A 13,491-nucleotide genomic window follows, 5' to 3' on the forward strand; every position below is an offset into this window, starting at 1 on the left:
ATTTCAGCACAATATCAGCATCCGTTCAGGACGCGGATGCCATGTCGTGGCGATGCTTCGGGAGACAAACCCGATGAGCGGCCATGACAATCGCCCTGACAGAAGACCTCCTCGCCAAGACCGATCGCAAGATCGAAGACGCCGGCCCGGCGCCTGGACTGCGCAATCTGGAGGATCGCGACTATGTCGGCATTCGCAAGCAACTGCTTGCGGGACGCCCGCGTGACGTCTGGGTTTTCGCCTATGGCTCCCTGCTGTGGAACCCATGCTTCGAATTCGTCGAGGAGCGACCGGCAACCGTGCATGGCTGGCATCGGCGATTTTCGCTGTGGCTGACCCGCTGGCGCGGCACGCGCGAGCGGCCCGGGCTGATGCTTGCGCTCGACCGCGGCGGCAGCTGCCGCGGTGTCATCTATCGCCTCCCCGACCTTGATATCGACGCGGCAATCGACCGGCTGCTGCGCCGGGAGATGAGTGCCAACCCGCCGACCAACATTCCGCGCTGGGTTTCGGTTCGAGGCGCGGCTGGGAATTTGCGGGCCATCGCCTTCGTCGCCGACCGGAGTGGCCCCGCCTATGCAGCAGACCTGCCCGAGCAGACCACAGTGGAAATCCTGTCGCTCGCCGCCGGCCACATCGGAAGTTGCGCCGACTATCTGCGCCGGACCGTCGTTCAGCTTGAAGCCCGCAACATCCGCGACGCCACGCTATGGCGGCTGCAAGGCAAGGTCGCCGCCTACCTCGGATCATTGCAATCCGGCACGCCCTTGCCGGCACCAACCGTGGAGATCGATTATGCATGCGAAGGCTGAAGGACCATTCTCCCCGTCGGTTCTGGCACGGGAAGCCGTGCACCGGATCCTGTCGACGGGCAACGTTGAATTCTGTGGCGGCGAAACGGCCCAGATGCTGCACTATCTCGACCGACTGATGCCGAGTGAGACAGCAAGGATTCCTGCCGAAACGATTCCTGCTGAAACGAGGCCGCGCCTGTGGCAGCGCCTTTCCCGCATCTTTCGGGCTTGACCTTACCGGCTTATGCGGGTCCGATGATCGTTGCGCAATCAGGCGCAGCGGTGGTGCAGGAGCTTGGCACACCAGGTCGGCAGCTCGGTTCTCGATCTCGACCGCGGCACATTGCGGCGTGACGGCGAGATCGTGCCGGTGCGGCCAAAGACCTTCGAGCTGCTGGCCTTCCTGGTGCGCAATCCCGGCCGTGTGCTGAGCAAGGACGAACTGTTCCAAGCGGTCTGGCCCAATACCATCGTGACAGAGGATTCGCTGACGCAATGCATTCGCGATGTGCGCAAATGCATAGGCGACGAGACGCAGTCGCTGGTTCGCACCGTGCCCCGGCGCGGCTACATGTTCCAGGCTGCCGACGATCTGTCCGCTTCGCTGCCGCCGGCCAGCGCGGCGGTTCAGATTGAACGAGCGCCCGAGCCGATGGTCGCCATCCTGCCGTTTCGCGTTAACATTGACGATGCGACGGCAAAGCCGCTCTTCGACGGCGCGGTCGAGGAGATTATCAACGCGCTTTCCTACTTCAAGACCATCGCGGTGCTGGCGCGCCATTCGGCCTTCGCGCTTGCCGAACATTCCGACCAGGACATCTGGGCGACTGCTGAGCGTCTCGGCGCCGACTATGTTGCGGAAGGCAGCGTCGAGGGCGCTGAGGATGGTTACAGCACGCATGTCGTGCTGTCCGAGACATCGTCCGGCCGGCGCATCTGGGCGCAGGCATTTTCGTTCAGGACCAGCGATCTCTTCGTCTTTCAAAGGATGGTGGCGCAACGGATCGCGACCGCGCTGGTCGCCAACATCGAGAGCGCGGCGATGCGGCGCATGTCCCCCGCGCCCGCCGCCAACATCGAGGCCTACGTCCATATCTTGCGCGGCATGGCACTGTTGCGCAGCTATGGCGAGGGCGTCAACCAGCAGGCCCGCCAACATTTGCTGAAGGCGCTCGAACGCGATCCGGACTCGGGGCTCGCTCACGCCTATCTCGCCTTGGCGGAAACGATCATAGGCGGCTATGGCGGTGCGCCCCGCGCCTTGCTCAATCAGGCTCGGGACCGGGCCTTGCACGCCACTGCACTCAGCCCGGACGAGGCACGTTGCCACCGCATCCTGGCGTTGATCCTCATCTACCTGGCCGAATTCGACGCCGCCGCACGCCATTTCGCGCGCACGTTGGATCTGAACCCCTATGATGCCGACACGTTGGCGCAGACGGGCTTCTTCGAGGTCATACGCGGCCATGGCGAGGCCGGCCTGGTGCTGCTGGACCAGGCGATCCAACTCAATCCGATGCATCCCGCCTGGTATTACTACGACCGGGGTGAGGCCCTGCTTGTCGTTGGCCGCTACCCGGAAGCGGCCGCGTCTTTTTCCTGCCTTCCGCGAAAAAGTGCCTGGCAATGGTCGCGGCTGGCGGCTTGTCACGCGCTTGACGGCAATATCGACAAGGCAAGGGCCTGCACCAGGGAGGGCCGTCGCCTAAACCCCGGGCTGACCGTGCAGGAAATCATGGCGGACCTTCATATGATGCGCTCGGAAGATCAGGAGCGGATACGATCCGGTCTCGAGTTGGCCGGATGGGATGAAGCGCAATTGCCGGACGCGCTATTGCCGACAACACCATGAGCAGCATCGGAGCGTCGAGCACATGACGCGGCCCTGTGTCGGATCCGCGCCCGTTCTTGCGCAAATCTCCGGCCTTGGCTAGCATCCGCCCGCCGGCGCCGAGCGGAGGAGAACGTCACGGTGGACCGGCTGGAGCGCCGTCGCGTCCCCCTGGGCGCTCAAAGGACACTCCATTTCTGGATCGACGCAGGAATTTTCGGAAAACCGGAACCGGTTTTCGGGTTCATGCGCTCATGTGGGAGGAGACTAAATTGATCAACAGACGTGAATTCCTGCTGTCGTCCGTGGCGATGGGCACGATGGCGCTGGCCGCTCCGCAACTGGCTTTCGCCCAGGACAAGCTGACCATTCTTGGTTCGGTGCCGAGCCTCGGCTTTCCGTTCTTCGTGCACATGCTGAACCAGATCAAGGCGGAAGCTCAGGCGCAGGGCGTCAATCTTGTCGAAAGCGACGGCCAGAACTCGGCGCCCAAGCAGACCGCCGATATCGAGGCAGCGCTCGTGCAGAAGGTCAACGCCATCGTCATCTCGCCACTCGACGTCAACGCGCTGGCCCCGGCCATCGAGCAAGCGATCCAGGCCGGCGTCCCCGTCGTCACCATCGACCGCCGCGTCGACGGGGTCGAAGGCATCCTCGCCCATGTCGGCGCCGACAACGTCAAGGGCGGCGAGGCCGAAGCGCAGGCCATGGTGGCGGCTTTCCCGAACGGCGCCAAGATCTTCCATCTGCAGGGCCAGCCAGGTGCCGGGCCGGCGATCGACCGCAACAAGGGCGTGCACAACGTCCTCGACCCGATGAAGGACAAGTACCAGATCATCTTCGAGCAGACCGCCAATTTCGCCCGCGCCGAGGCGCTCTCGGTCACCGAGGCCGGCCTTGCCGCCAACGGCAAGCCCGACGCGATCATCTGCGCCAATGATGACATGGCGCTGGGCGCGGTCGAAGCCTGCGCGGCGCGCAACTTCACCGACGTCAAGATCTACGGCTTCGATGCGCTTCCCGAAGCGCTGGTCGCCGTGCGCGACGGCAAGCTGGCCGGCACCGTCGAACAGTTCCCCGGCGAGCAGTCGCGCACCGCGGTGCAGATCGCCGTCGCCTATGCCAGGGACAAGACCGAGCCGAAGGAAAAGCTTGTGCTGCTGACGCCGATCGTCATCGGCAAGGACAATCTCGACAAGGCGGAAAGGCTGGGCGAGACGAAATAGGCGGGTCCAGGGCGCGCGGTGGCGAAAGCAGCGTTCTGTCGCGCCCCCCTCTGCCCTGCCGGGCATCTCCCCCACTTGGGGGGAGATTGGCAGCTTCGACGCCGGCTCTCCCTCTGCAACGTTGGTGATTGGCGAAACCAGTTATCAAGGCGAAATCTCCCCCCTTGTGGGGGAGATGTCCGGCAGGACAGAGGGGGGCGCTGTCCCGCGGCCAATCGCAATCAGGGAGAAACCTTTGCCCACAGCTGAAGCCATCGCGCCATCTCTCCCCCTCCTCGCCGTCGAGGGCGTGACCAAGCGTTTTGCCGGCGTCACCGCGCTGAGCGATGTCTCGCTCGAGGTTCGGCCCGGCGAAATCCTCGGCCTGCTCGGCGAGAACGGCGCCGGCAAGTCGACGCTGCTCAAGATCCTGTCCGGCGTGATGCCACCGTCCAGCGGCCGCATCGTTTTCGACGGCGTCGAATTCAATCCGCACAATCCGCAGGATGCCAAGCGCCTCGGCATCGTCACCATCTACCAGGAACTGAGCCTGATCCCGACGCTGACCGTGGCGGAAAATATTTTTATCGGCCGCGCGCCGCTCGGGCGCTTCGGCCTGGTCAGCTGGCGGAAGATGGAGGTAGACTCGCGCGCGATCATCGCCCGCGTCGGCCTTGACCTCGACCCGGCGACGCCGGTGTCTGCGCTGTCGGTGGCCGAGCAGCAGCTGGTCGAGATCGCCCGCGCGCTGTCGCTGAAGAGCCGGCTCATCATCATGGACGAGCCGACCTCGGCGCTGACCGAAACCGAAGTGCAAAAACTGATGTCGATCATGGGCCGGCTGCGCAAGGACGGCGTCGCCATCATGTTCGTCACCCACCGGCTGGAAGAGGCCTCCGCGATCTGCGACCGCATGACGGTGCTGCGCGACGGCAGGCTGGCCGGCCATCTCGACCGCGATGGCGGGCCGATCAAGCTGCCGAAAATCATCGAGAAAATGGTCGGCCGCGCCGCGTCCGAGCTTTATGCCAGGCCGACGCTGCGCGATGTCGCCGGCGACGTCAGGCTTTCCGTGCGCGGCCTGCGCACGGTGCGCGATCCGCAGGCGCCGCACGCCATCGTGCTCGAAGGCATCGATCTCGACCTCAAGGCGGGCGAGATCCTCGGCGTCGCCGGCCTCGTCGGCTCCGGCCGCACCGAGCTTGCCCGCGCCATCTTCGGCGCCGACCGCATCGCCGCCGGCACCATCACCCTCGACGGCAAGACGATCGCGCCTGAAACACCCGCCGACGCCATCGCCCTCGGCATCGGCCTGGTGCCGGAAGACCGCAAGCATCAGGCGATCTTCGCCGCGCTCGGCATTCTCACCAACTTTTCCGTCGCAGCGCTCGGCCGCTACTCCAACGCTCTCGGCTTCATGGCCGAGCGCCGCGAGCGCCAGGCGCTGGCGAGCTACAGAAAAACGCTGTCGATCCGCATGGCCTCGCCCGAGCAGCCCATCGAGGGGCTGTCCGGCGGCAACCAGCAGAAGGTCATCCTCGCCCGCTGGCTTGCGCGCGACCCCAAGGTGCTGATCGTCGACGAGCCGACGCGAGGCGTCGATGTCGGCGCCAAGGCCGAGGTGCACCAGATCCTGGTGCAGCTCGCCGGGCGCGGCATCGCCATCATGATGATCTCGTCGGAATTGCCCGAAGTGCTTGCGGTGTCGGACAGGATCGTCACCATGCGGCGCGGCCGCATCACCGGCGAGATGCCAGGCATCGAGGCGACCGAGGAAAAACTGATGGAACTGATGGCGCTCGATCGAACGCAGGAAGCGACGCAATGACCAGCACGACCGAACAGAGCCAGCGCGGCGGCATCAATGTCGCGCGCCTGCTGATGAGCTTCGGCCCGCTGATGTTCCTGGCGCTGCTGATCGTCGTCTTCACCGTGCTGAAGCCGAGCTTCATCGACCCGATCAACATCTTCAACATCATGCGGCAGATCTCGATCACCGGGCTGATCGCGCTCGGCATGACCTTCGTCATCCTCACCGCCGGCATCGACCTGTCGGTCGGCTCGCTGCTGGCTTTCTGCGGCATGGTCGCGGCGGTGGTGGCCAAGGGCGGCACCGCCAACACGCTGTCGCTGTCGACGTCCGGCGCGCAAGGCTATGGCTGGTTCGCCGCCCTTCTGGCTGCCGTCGTCGTCGGCGCCCTGGCCGGCGGCGTCCAGGGCTTTGCCATCACCCGGCTGAAAGTGCCGCCCTTCGTCGTCACGCTCGGCGGCCTCACCGTCTTTCGCGGCCTGACGCTGACGATCTCCAATGGCGGCCCGATCTCCGGCTTCGACGCTTCGATGCGCTGGTTCGGCACCGGGCTGATCGGCCCGGTCCCGGTGCCGGCGATCATCTTCGCGGCGGCGGCGGTCCTCTGCCACATCGTCCTGCGCTACACGCGCTACGGCCGCGCCGTCTACGCCGTCGGCGGCAATGCCGAGGCGGCCCGGCTCTCCGGCCTGCGCGTCGACCGCATCCTGATCTCGGTCTACATCATTGTCGGCTTCTTCGCCGGCCTTGCCGCCTTCGTGCTGTCGGCCAGGCTCAATTCCTCGGAAGCCGTCGCCGGCATCGGCTACGAGCTGACGGTGATCTCGGCGGTGGTCATCGGCGGCACCTCGCTGTTCGGCGGCATTGGCTCGGTCGGCGGCACGGTGGTGGGCGCGGCACTGATCGGCGTGCTGCAGAACCGGCTGCAGTTCAACAACGTCTCGTCCTACACGCAAAGCATCGTCATCGGCCTGATCCTGATCCTCGCCGTGGCCTTCGACCGCTGGCTGAAATCGCGGGTAAGGCGGTGAGGGTTGGAAGGCGCGGCGCCGATTTACCTTCTCCCCTTGTAGGAGAAGGTGGATTGGCGCGAAGCGCCAAGCCGGATGAGGGGTGCTGGAAGGAATGAGGCGATTTCAAGCAAATTGCCAAGCTGGAACACCCCTCATCCGGCCGCTTCGCGGCCACCTTCTCCCACAAGGGGAGAAGGAAAGCCGCGTTCACGCCGGTGCGTTGACACGCTGCGAACGCGTTGCCCAATCGATGACCGGTCCACCCGCAACCGTAGAACTCGTCTGCGGCGCGAGAAGATCGTTGCGGCGGGCGAACGCCACGAAGGTCGCCCGTGCCGTCTCGGCGTCGATCTCTCCGTCCATCGCCGCCCGGCAGGCTTTGGCGGCGATGTCGTGCGCGGCCGTCCGGCTCGCCCGCGGCCAGTCGGCAAGCAGCGCATAGGCCTCAGCCGCGCTTTCTATCCTGGTCGGCGTGCCGAGGCCGGTCAGAATGGTGACCGGCTTTTCAAAAGAAGAACGGTCCATGACACTCTCCCTTCCGGTTCAACTGTCTCCAACAGGCGCAGGCATTCGCGCATGCGCGCGGCAATCATTTACGCTCCTCCTGGCCGGCCCCGACGCGTTGGGCCGACAGGAACATCAGCGTATAGGCCGCCTTGCGGCGATCCCAGCCGGCCTGCTCGGCCATGTCCAGCAAGCCGTCGACCAAGGGCGCCAGCGCCGCCCTGCAATCGGTTTCATAGTTGAAATCGTTCTTCGGGCGGGTCGGCGCCGCGATCTTTCCAAAACTGTCCATCACATCCATGGCGCCTGCTCCTCATTGGTCCGGACCGGCAAGACCGTGCCCGCTTTGGCGGACACGGTCCATCTGCCGTTCAGAAGCCTCGCTTTGGAGGCCTGACCTTAGTAGTCCATGCCACCGCCGGGCATTGCCGGTGCGGCAGCTTCCTTCTTCGGCTTCTCGGCCACCATCGCCTCGGTGGTCACCAGCAGGCCGGCGACCGACGCGGCGTCCTGGAGAGCGGCGCGCACCACCTTGGCCGGGTCGATCACGCCCTGCGCGTAGAGATCGCCGAACTCGTTGGTCTGGGCGTTCCAGCCATAGCCGAATTCGGTCTTCTCGCGCAGCTTGCCGACGATGATCGAACCTTCCGCACCGGCATTCTCGGCGATCTGGCGCACCGGCTGCTCGATGGCCCGACGCACGATCTCGACGCCGGTCTTCTGGTCGGGATTGTCGACGGCGACATTGTCGAGCGCCTTCGCCGCCCTGAGCAGCGCCACGCCGCCGCCGGGCAGTATGCCTTCCTCGACCGCAGCGCGGGTGGCGTGCATGGCGTCGTCGACGCGGTCCTTGCGCTCCTTGACCTCGACCTCGGTCGAGCCGCCGACGCGGATGACGGCGACGCCGCCAGCGAGCTTGGCCAGCCGTTCCTGCAGCTTCTCGCGGTCATAGTCGGAGGTGGTCTCCTCGATCTGCGCCTTGATCTGGCTGATGCGCGCCTGGATCTCGTCCTTGCGGCCGGCACCGTCGACGATCGTGGTGTTCTCCTTCTCGATCAGAACCTTCTTGGCGCGGCCGAGCATCTCCAGCGTGACGTTTTCGAGCTTGATGCCGAGATCCTCGCTGATTGCCGTGCCGCCGGTCAGGATGGCAATGTCTTCCAGCATCGCCTTGCGGCGGTCACCAAAACCCGGCGCCTTGACGGCGGCGACCTTCAGTCCACCGCGCAGCTTGTTGACGACCAGCGTCGCCAGCGCCTCGCCTTCGACATCCTCGGCGATGATCAGCAGCGGCTTGCTCGATTGCACAGCGGCTTCGAGCACCGGCAGCATGGCCTGCAGGTTGGACAGCTTCTTCTCGTGGATCAGCACATAGGGCTCTTCGAGCTCGACGCGCATCTTGTCCTGGTTGGTGATGAAATAGGGCGAGAGATAGCCGCGATCGAATTGCATGCCCTCGACCACTTCGAGCTCGGTCTCGGCGGTCTTGGCCTCCTCGACCGTGATGACGCCCTCATTGCCGACCTTTTCCATCGCTTCGGCGAGGAAGCGGCCGATCTCGGCATCGCCATTGGCCGAGATGGCGCCGACCTGGGCGATCTCGTCGTTCCTTGTCACCTTGCGGGCATTGGCCTTGAGTTCGGCGACGATGGCGTCGACCGCCTTGTCGATGCCGCGCTTCAGGTCCATCGGGTTCATGCCGGCGGCAACCGCTTTGGCGCCTTCCTGGACGATCGACTGCGCCAGAACGGTAGCGGTCGTGGTGCCGTCGCCGGCGATGTCGCTGGTCTTCGAGGCGACCTCGCGCACCATCTGCGCACCCATGTTCTCGAACTTGTCCTCAAGCTCGATTTCCTTGGCGACGGTAACGCCGTCCTTGGTGATGCGCGGGGCGCCGAACGACTTGTCGAGGATGACATTGCGGCCCTTGGGACCGAGCGTCACCTTCACCGCGTCGGCGAGGATGTTGACACCGCGCAACATCTTCTCGCGGGCTTCGGTATGGAATTTCACATCCTTGGCAGCCATTGGATAACTCCTTCAAATAGGCAGCTTTTCGTTGACTGATTGCTTGTTCAGGCCCCGCTCAGGCGGCCTTCTGCATCTTGTCGGTCAATTCGATCACGCCCAGCACGTCGCTTTCCTTCATGATGAGCAGGTCCTCGCCGTTGAGCTTGATCTCGGTGCCCGACCATTTGCCGAACAGGATGCGGTCGCCGACCTTGACGTCGAGCGGCTGCAACTGTCCGCTATCGTCGCGCGCGCCGGGGCCGGCGGCGATGACCTCGCCTTCCTGCGGCTTCTCCTTGGCTGTGTCAGGAATGATGATGCCGCCCGCGGTCTTCTCGTCGACCTCGATGCGGCGGACCAGGATACGGTCATGCAATGGACGGAACGCCATGTCGTTCTCCTCATGGGACAAACAGATATTCTTGGACCTCCCTTCGCAGCCGACCAGTGGGTCGGTGCGACGGTGCGCGACCCCTGCTCAGGCATCACGCGCCTATCGAATTAGTCTGCCTATCCAGCCTTTCAAGAGGACGCCGAAAAAATTTTAGCACTCGCCGTTGCCGAGTGCCAACGCACCGTAATAACGCACTGTAATAATGGCGCTATTCCAGGATTTGAAACGACGGATGCGGCTTGAAATCGGGGCGCAACCTTCCGACATCGTCGTCGATCCCGGCACCGTCTGCCTGGCGGCCGGAACCGATGAGGAAGCGAAGGCGTTTTTGCATGCGGAGGATGGATCCGATCGTTCGGAAAGGAGACGGCCATGGTCGGCAATGAGTTCCAGGTCAGTAACGAATTCCAGCTCCAGATGCAGGGTTTTGGCCTGACGACGGCAGAGATCCATTATCGTCTTCCCGACTATCGGGACCTGCTGCAGCTCTTCATCTGGCAGCAATACGACATCGCCCCGGATTTCCCGACGCTGAAGCATTTCCTCGAATTTTGGGAACGTGAGATCGAGGGCCCGCTGCATTCCGTGCGCGTCGCCCATCACCGTCTGATTCAGCCCTCCGAATGGCGGGCGGTGGACGGCGTCATTACGCTGCAGTGAAATAGAAAAAAGGTGGCGCTTTTCATGAAAGGCGCCGCCTCTGCAGCACAGCGCTTCCGCCCCGGCTTCAGGTTCCCCGGCTTCAGGTTCCCCGGCTTCAGGTTCCCCCGCTTCAGGTTCATTGGCGTTCAGGTGGATTGATATTCAGGTGGATTAACGTCCCGTGACCAGCAGTCCGGCGGTGCGTGCCGCCTTGACGAAGGCGGTGCGCGCCTCGCGGGCGGTGCGCCAACCGTCGAGCGCGTCGCGGCAGGCGCGATAGGCTGCGCGCCAGTTGCGGCCGCGCGCCCGGTCCGGCCATTGCTGCATGCATTCGATGGCTTCCCAGCTGCTGGCGACCTTGCGCTCTCCGACGGATTGGAGCTTGAGCGTGATCGGCTCGGAAAATAGGACGTCGTTCATCACTTCCTCCTTTTCTTTTTGAGAATAACCAGGAAGGCGGCCCGATCGGCGCCCGACTGACGAGATGGTTCGTATGGCTGCACGCTTCAAGACCTCCCCCGTCTCCCAGTCTGCTTGCCGAAACCCGGCGCTATATGTCGTCGTCCGGCGGTTCGAGAAGTCCGATCAGCGTCGCCACCCTTGCCGACGGCAGCGGGCGGCCCTCGTTGACCAGCGCCTCATCGGCGCCGACCCAGGCAAAGGCCTCGCGCAACTCTTCGATCGTCGCGCCGGTCGAGGCGATGTCGGCGATCACGGCGTCGTCGACAGGGCCCAGCACCGAAATGATGTCGTCGCGTGTCATGGTCATGATGTCCTCCATGCGGCGTGCCGGCGCGACCCTCAAACGTCGGTTGAAACCGGCATTACCAGTACAATCCGGCAACAAAAATTCTGGCAGCGGGACAGAATCTGGGTCTTGATTTCGGCCTGACAATAACCAGATGAAAATTGCCGGTTGCCGAATGGGACCGGCAGAACCCAGGGAGCGCCAAGCTCTTTGGCGCCCCTCGTACTATGTTGCTCCACGGAGGATGTAGCTATGAGAACCGCATTCGACTTTTCCCCGCTCTATCGGTCGAGCATCGGTTTCGACCGCATCTTCAACCTGCTGGAAAACGCGCCTCAGGCAGTCGAAACCTGGCCGCCCTATGACATCGAGCGAAGCGACGAGAACACCTATCGGGTGAGGATCGCCGTCGCCGGCTTTTCCGAGAACGACCTCGACATCAGCCACGAGCCGAACCTTCTCATCGTCTCGGGCGAGCGCAAGGAACAGGACGAGGTGGAATATCTCCATCGCGGCCTTCCGGTGCGACCGTTCACACGGCGCTTCGAGCTTGCCGATCACATGACGGTCACCGGCGCCTCGCTCAACAACGGCCTGCTGACGATCGACCTCGTTCGCCAAGTGCCCGAAGAGATGAAGCCGCGTCGCATCACGATCGCCAAGCAAGACGGCGCGCCGAAGGCCGGACAGGTCGAGAAGCCGAAGCAGGCCGCCTGAGCGAAGGCGATCTCTGGCGTTCGCCTTTGACACAACCAGTCGAGAAAGGAGAACAGCAATGGCTATTCGTGATCTCATACCCTGGGGCCGGGAGAACAGTCCTGTTCCCAGCTTGTATCGTGACGAGGACCGCGACCCGTTCATGGCGTTGCATCGCGAGATGAACCGCCTGATCGACGACGCCTTCCGCGGCTTCGAAACGCGCATGCCGATGCTCAGCGGATTTTCGTCGGCGCGCGGCAGCTGGCGAGCGTCGAAATCGCCGACGGCGAGAAGGAGATCCGCGTGACCGCGGAAATTCCCGGCATGGACGAAAAGGACGTCGAGGTGATGCTCGATGACGGCGTGCTGACGCTGCGTGGCGAGAAGCGCTCCGAGACCGAAGACAAAGACAGGCAGTTCTCCGAGCGGTTCTACGGCCGCTTCGAGCGCCGCATCCCGCTCGGCTACGAGGTCGAGGAGGACAAGGTGAACGCCGCCTTCCATAACGGCGTGCTCACCGTGACGCTGCCCAAGACGGAGCGCGCACGGACGAAAGCCAAGCGCATCGCCATCAGTGGCAGTGCCGCCAGCCCCGGCAAGAGCAAGCACTGACGACATCGGCAGCCGGACGCGCCAGCCGCGCCCGGCTGCGCAGATCCGCGCTCCCCGCCAAAGGCGCGGGCTTCATTTGTTTGGCCGATGCGCCTGAGGGCGCGAAGGCCGCATAGTGAGTATCTACGGAGCATTGAGTAGCAGCGTCGCTACCGTGGCGTTCCTGGCGCACAGGCTACGGAGCCCGTCATCCCCTTGCCATCCCATGGGGGTGGCGGGCTTTCGTATCAATTGTCGGCTTTATCGGCCTGTGAAAAGTCCTCGCCATCCGCTTCGTGTCACGATCGCGGGCGGAGGCAGCCACCCGTCTCAGATCGCCTCGCGCTGCCGTTCCGGCGTGGCGACCAGCAAGGCCGCGGCGGCGTTGGCGGCAGCAAGTGCGGCCTCGACCCGATGGCCGCGGGCAAGGCCTGCCGCGAACGCGCCGACGAACTCGTCGCCGGCGCCATGGGTGCTGACCACCTTCACCGGAAGGGCGGCCCGCGCGAACGCCTGGCCGTCGCGGCCGCAATAGGCAACGCCCTCCCCGCCGGCCGTGACGATCGCCGCCGGGTAGAAATCGATCAGCATGCGTGCCGCCTCGCCAGCACCCTCGAGCGTATCGACGACCGCAACGCCGGCCAAAAATTCCGCCTCGATGGCGTTGACGATGACGATATCGGTGAGTGCGATCAATTCGCCGGACAGTTTTCGCGCGGGGGCGGCGTTGAGCACGACGCGGCCGCCATGCGCCTTCACCGCCCGCGCTGCGGCAATGTTGGCGGCTTCCGGCACCTCGTTCTGCAGCAGCAGCACCGCCGTTTGCGCAACCATCTCGGTCGCGGCCACGATGTCGTTCTCGCCCAAGGTGAGATTGCTGCCCGAGACGATCACCGCGCCATAATCGCCGCCGGCGTCGAAGATCGCCACGCTCATGCCCGAGCCGGCGCCAGGTGCGACCCGCACGAAGCGGCTGTCGACGCCGCGGCGCGCGAGATTGCCGACAAGCGCGCGGCCGAAATCGTCATCGCCGACGGCGCCGATCATTGCCGAGCGCACGCCGGCCCGCGCCGCCGAGACCGCCTGGTTGCCGCCCTTACCGCCGCATTTCGGCTGCCAGGCATGGCCGGTTACGGTTTCGCCCTTGCGCGGGCGCTCAGGCGCTTCGACCATGATGTCGTAATGCAGGCTGCCGAACACGGTGACCAGCGGAGCCGTCATGTGCCCCGATCTTTCATGAGCCGCCCCAA

At 64.4% G+C, this 13,491-nt stretch carries 16 protein-coding genes and 1 pseudogene; 9 read left to right on the plus strand and 8 right to left on the minus strand.

What is annotated here, in order from left to right; genetic code table 11:
* Positions 1 to 83 precede the first annotated feature (83 nt).
* From AC0L2B_RS03460 to AC0L2B_RS03485, 6 genes are all read left to right on the plus strand, one after another.
* A complete protein-coding gene (locus AC0L2B_RS03460) occupies positions 84 to 812 on the plus strand; it encodes a gamma-glutamylcyclotransferase (RefSeq protein WP_473744191.1) in 729 nt (242 codons plus the stop codon).
* Complete coding sequence (locus tag AC0L2B_RS03465) at positions 796 to 1,026, plus strand: hypothetical protein (protein WP_023799029.1); 231 nt, start codon at positions 796 to 798, stop codon at positions 1,024 to 1,026. Before AC0L2B_RS03460 ends, AC0L2B_RS03465 begins: the two co-directional genes overlap by 17 nt.
* Positions 1,027 to 1,089: 63 nt before the next feature.
* Positions 1,090 to 2,646: a winged helix-turn-helix domain-containing protein gene (locus AC0L2B_RS03470; protein WP_473744192.1), complete on the plus strand. Its 1,557-nt coding sequence runs from the start codon at positions 1,090 to 1,092 to the stop codon at positions 2,644 to 2,646.
* A gap of 254 nt (positions 2,647 to 2,900) precedes the next feature.
* The gene (locus tag AC0L2B_RS03475; RefSeq protein ID WP_023799031.1) at positions 2,901 to 3,851 is read left to right on the plus strand and encodes a substrate-binding domain-containing protein; all 951 of its coding nucleotides are present in this window, start codon (positions 2,901 to 2,903) and stop codon (positions 3,849 to 3,851) included.
* A 175-nt stretch (positions 3,852 to 4,026) separates the two neighbouring features.
* Positions 4,027 to 5,658 (plus strand): sugar ABC transporter ATP-binding protein, encoded by a 1,632-nt coding sequence (locus AC0L2B_RS03480; protein ID WP_473744193.1) that lies wholly within the window; start codon positions 4,027 to 4,029, stop codon positions 5,656 to 5,658.
* Positions 5,655 to 6,671: an ABC transporter permease gene (locus AC0L2B_RS03485; RefSeq protein ID WP_473744195.1), complete on the plus strand. Its 1,017-nt coding sequence runs from the start codon at positions 5,655 to 5,657 to the stop codon at positions 6,669 to 6,671. The genes AC0L2B_RS03480 and AC0L2B_RS03485 overlap by 4 nt, the downstream gene beginning before the upstream one ends.
* Positions 6,672 to 6,860: 189 nt before the next feature.
* Here the strand turns inward: AC0L2B_RS03485 and AC0L2B_RS03490 are convergent, their stop codons facing one another.
* From AC0L2B_RS03490 to AC0L2B_RS03510, 5 genes are all read right to left on the minus strand, one after another.
* Positions 6,861 to 7,178 (minus strand): DUF982 domain-containing protein, encoded by a 318-nt coding sequence (locus AC0L2B_RS03490; protein WP_473744196.1) that lies wholly within the window; start codon positions 7,176 to 7,178, stop codon positions 6,861 to 6,863.
* A 64-nt stretch (positions 7,179 to 7,242) separates the two neighbouring features.
* The gene (locus AC0L2B_RS03495) at positions 7,243 to 7,458 is read right to left on the minus strand and encodes a hypothetical protein (protein WP_091598888.1); all 216 of its coding nucleotides are present in this window, start codon (positions 7,456 to 7,458) and stop codon (positions 7,243 to 7,245) included.
* Positions 7,459 to 7,556: 98 nt separating this feature from the next.
* The gene (gene groL, locus AC0L2B_RS03500) at positions 7,557 to 9,185 is read right to left on the minus strand and encodes a chaperonin GroEL (RefSeq protein WP_473744198.1); all 1,629 of its coding nucleotides are present in this window, start codon (positions 9,183 to 9,185) and stop codon (positions 7,557 to 7,559) included.
* A 58-nt stretch (positions 9,186 to 9,243) separates the two neighbouring features.
* The gene (locus tag AC0L2B_RS03505; protein WP_236377497.1) at positions 9,244 to 9,558 is read right to left on the minus strand and encodes a co-chaperone GroES; all 315 of its coding nucleotides are present in this window, start codon (positions 9,556 to 9,558) and stop codon (positions 9,244 to 9,246) included.
* A 211-nt stretch (positions 9,559 to 9,769) separates the two neighbouring features.
* Positions 9,770 to 9,895 (minus strand): hypothetical protein, encoded by a 126-nt coding sequence (locus AC0L2B_RS03510; RefSeq protein WP_473744199.1) that lies wholly within the window; start codon positions 9,893 to 9,895, stop codon positions 9,770 to 9,772.
* Between the two features lie 38 nt (positions 9,896 to 9,933).
* Between AC0L2B_RS03510 and AC0L2B_RS03515 the strand changes: the two genes are divergently transcribed.
* Positions 9,934 to 10,221 carry an usg protein gene (locus AC0L2B_RS03515; protein WP_287173104.1) on the plus strand — a complete coding sequence of 96 codons (288 nt, stop codon included), beginning with the start codon at positions 9,934 to 9,936 and terminating at the stop codon, positions 10,219 to 10,221.
* 153 nt (positions 10,222 to 10,374) lie between these two features.
* On the opposite strand, the gene AC0L2B_RS03520 is transcribed toward AC0L2B_RS03515, so the two are convergent.
* The gene (locus AC0L2B_RS03520; protein WP_473744201.1) at positions 10,375 to 10,623 is read right to left on the minus strand and encodes a DUF982 domain-containing protein; all 249 of its coding nucleotides are present in this window, start codon (positions 10,621 to 10,623) and stop codon (positions 10,375 to 10,377) included.
* A gap of 130 nt (positions 10,624 to 10,753) precedes the next feature.
* A complete protein-coding gene (locus AC0L2B_RS03525; RefSeq protein ID WP_023799042.1) occupies positions 10,754 to 10,972 on the minus strand; it encodes a hypothetical protein in 219 nt (72 codons plus the stop codon).
* A gap of 231 nt (positions 10,973 to 11,203) precedes the next feature.
* Here AC0L2B_RS03525 and AC0L2B_RS03530 point away from each other — a divergent pair, with 231 nt between their 5' ends.
* Positions 11,204 to 11,668, plus strand: coding sequence for an Hsp20 family protein (locus tag AC0L2B_RS03530; RefSeq protein WP_091598875.1), 465 nt, complete (start codon positions 11,204 to 11,206; stop codon positions 11,666 to 11,668).
* 58 nt (positions 11,669 to 11,726) lie between these two features.
* Positions 11,727 to 12,262: pseudogene (locus AC0L2B_RS03535) on the plus strand (Hsp20/alpha crystallin family protein).
* Positions 12,263 to 12,571: 309 nt separating this feature from the next.
* Here the strand turns inward: AC0L2B_RS03535 and AC0L2B_RS03540 are convergent.
* On the minus strand, positions 12,572 to 13,462 hold the full coding sequence (locus AC0L2B_RS03540; protein ID WP_473744202.1) for a ribokinase: 891 nt from the start codon (positions 13,460 to 13,462) through the stop codon (positions 12,572 to 12,574).
* Positions 13,463 to 13,491: the final 29 nt, after the last annotated feature.

The sequence above is a fragment of the Mesorhizobium sp. WSM4815 genome (assembly GCF_055811575.1).

What these genes read in the sequence shown, in the direction of transcription:
- AC0L2B_RS03510 (WP_473744199.1), bottom strand. Translation starts at nt 9,895, where the DNA reads ATGCAAAAACGCCTTCGCTTCCTCATCGGTTCCGGCCGCCAGGCAGAC.
- AC0L2B_RS03485 (WP_473744195.1), top strand. Translation starts at nt 5,655, where the DNA reads ATGACCAGCACGACCGAACAGAGCCAGCGCGGCGGCATCAATGTCGCG.
- AC0L2B_RS03505 (WP_236377497.1), bottom strand. Translation starts at nt 9,558, where the DNA reads ATGGCGTTCCGTCCATTGCATGACCGTATCCTGGTCCGCCGCATCGAG.
- groL (WP_473744198.1), bottom strand. Translation starts at nt 9,185, where the DNA reads ATGGCTGCCAAGGATGTGAAATTCCATACCGAAGCCCGCGAGAAGATG.
- AC0L2B_RS03465 (WP_023799029.1), top strand. Translation starts at nt 796, where the DNA reads ATGCATGCGAAGGCTGAAGGACCATTCTCCCCGTCGGTTCTGGCACGG.
- AC0L2B_RS03495 (WP_091598888.1), bottom strand. Translation starts at nt 7,458, where the DNA reads ATGGATGTGATGGACAGTTTTGGAAAGATCGCGGCGCCGACCCGCCCG.
- AC0L2B_RS03520 (WP_473744201.1), bottom strand. Translation starts at nt 10,623, where the DNA reads ATGAACGACGTCCTATTTTCCGAGCCGATCACGCTCAAGCTCCAATCC.
- AC0L2B_RS03525 (WP_023799042.1), bottom strand. Translation starts at nt 10,972, where the DNA reads ATGACCATGACACGCGACGACATCATTTCGGTGCTGGGCCCTGTCGAC.
- AC0L2B_RS03530 (WP_091598875.1), top strand. Translation starts at nt 11,204, where the DNA reads ATGAGAACCGCATTCGACTTTTCCCCGCTCTATCGGTCGAGCATCGGT.
- AC0L2B_RS03460 (WP_473744191.1), top strand. Translation starts at nt 84, where the DNA reads ATGACAATCGCCCTGACAGAAGACCTCCTCGCCAAGACCGATCGCAAG.
- AC0L2B_RS03480 (WP_473744193.1), top strand. Translation starts at nt 4,027, where the DNA reads ATGTCCGGCAGGACAGAGGGGGGCGCTGTCCCGCGGCCAATCGCAATC.
- AC0L2B_RS03540 (WP_473744202.1), bottom strand. Translation starts at nt 13,462, where the DNA reads ATGACGGCTCCGCTGGTCACCGTGTTCGGCAGCCTGCATTACGACATC.
- AC0L2B_RS03490 (WP_473744196.1), bottom strand. Translation starts at nt 7,178, where the DNA reads ATGGACCGTTCTTCTTTTGAAAAGCCGGTCACCATTCTGACCGGCCTC.
- AC0L2B_RS03515 (WP_287173104.1), top strand. Translation starts at nt 9,934, where the DNA reads ATGGTCGGCAATGAGTTCCAGGTCAGTAACGAATTCCAGCTCCAGATG.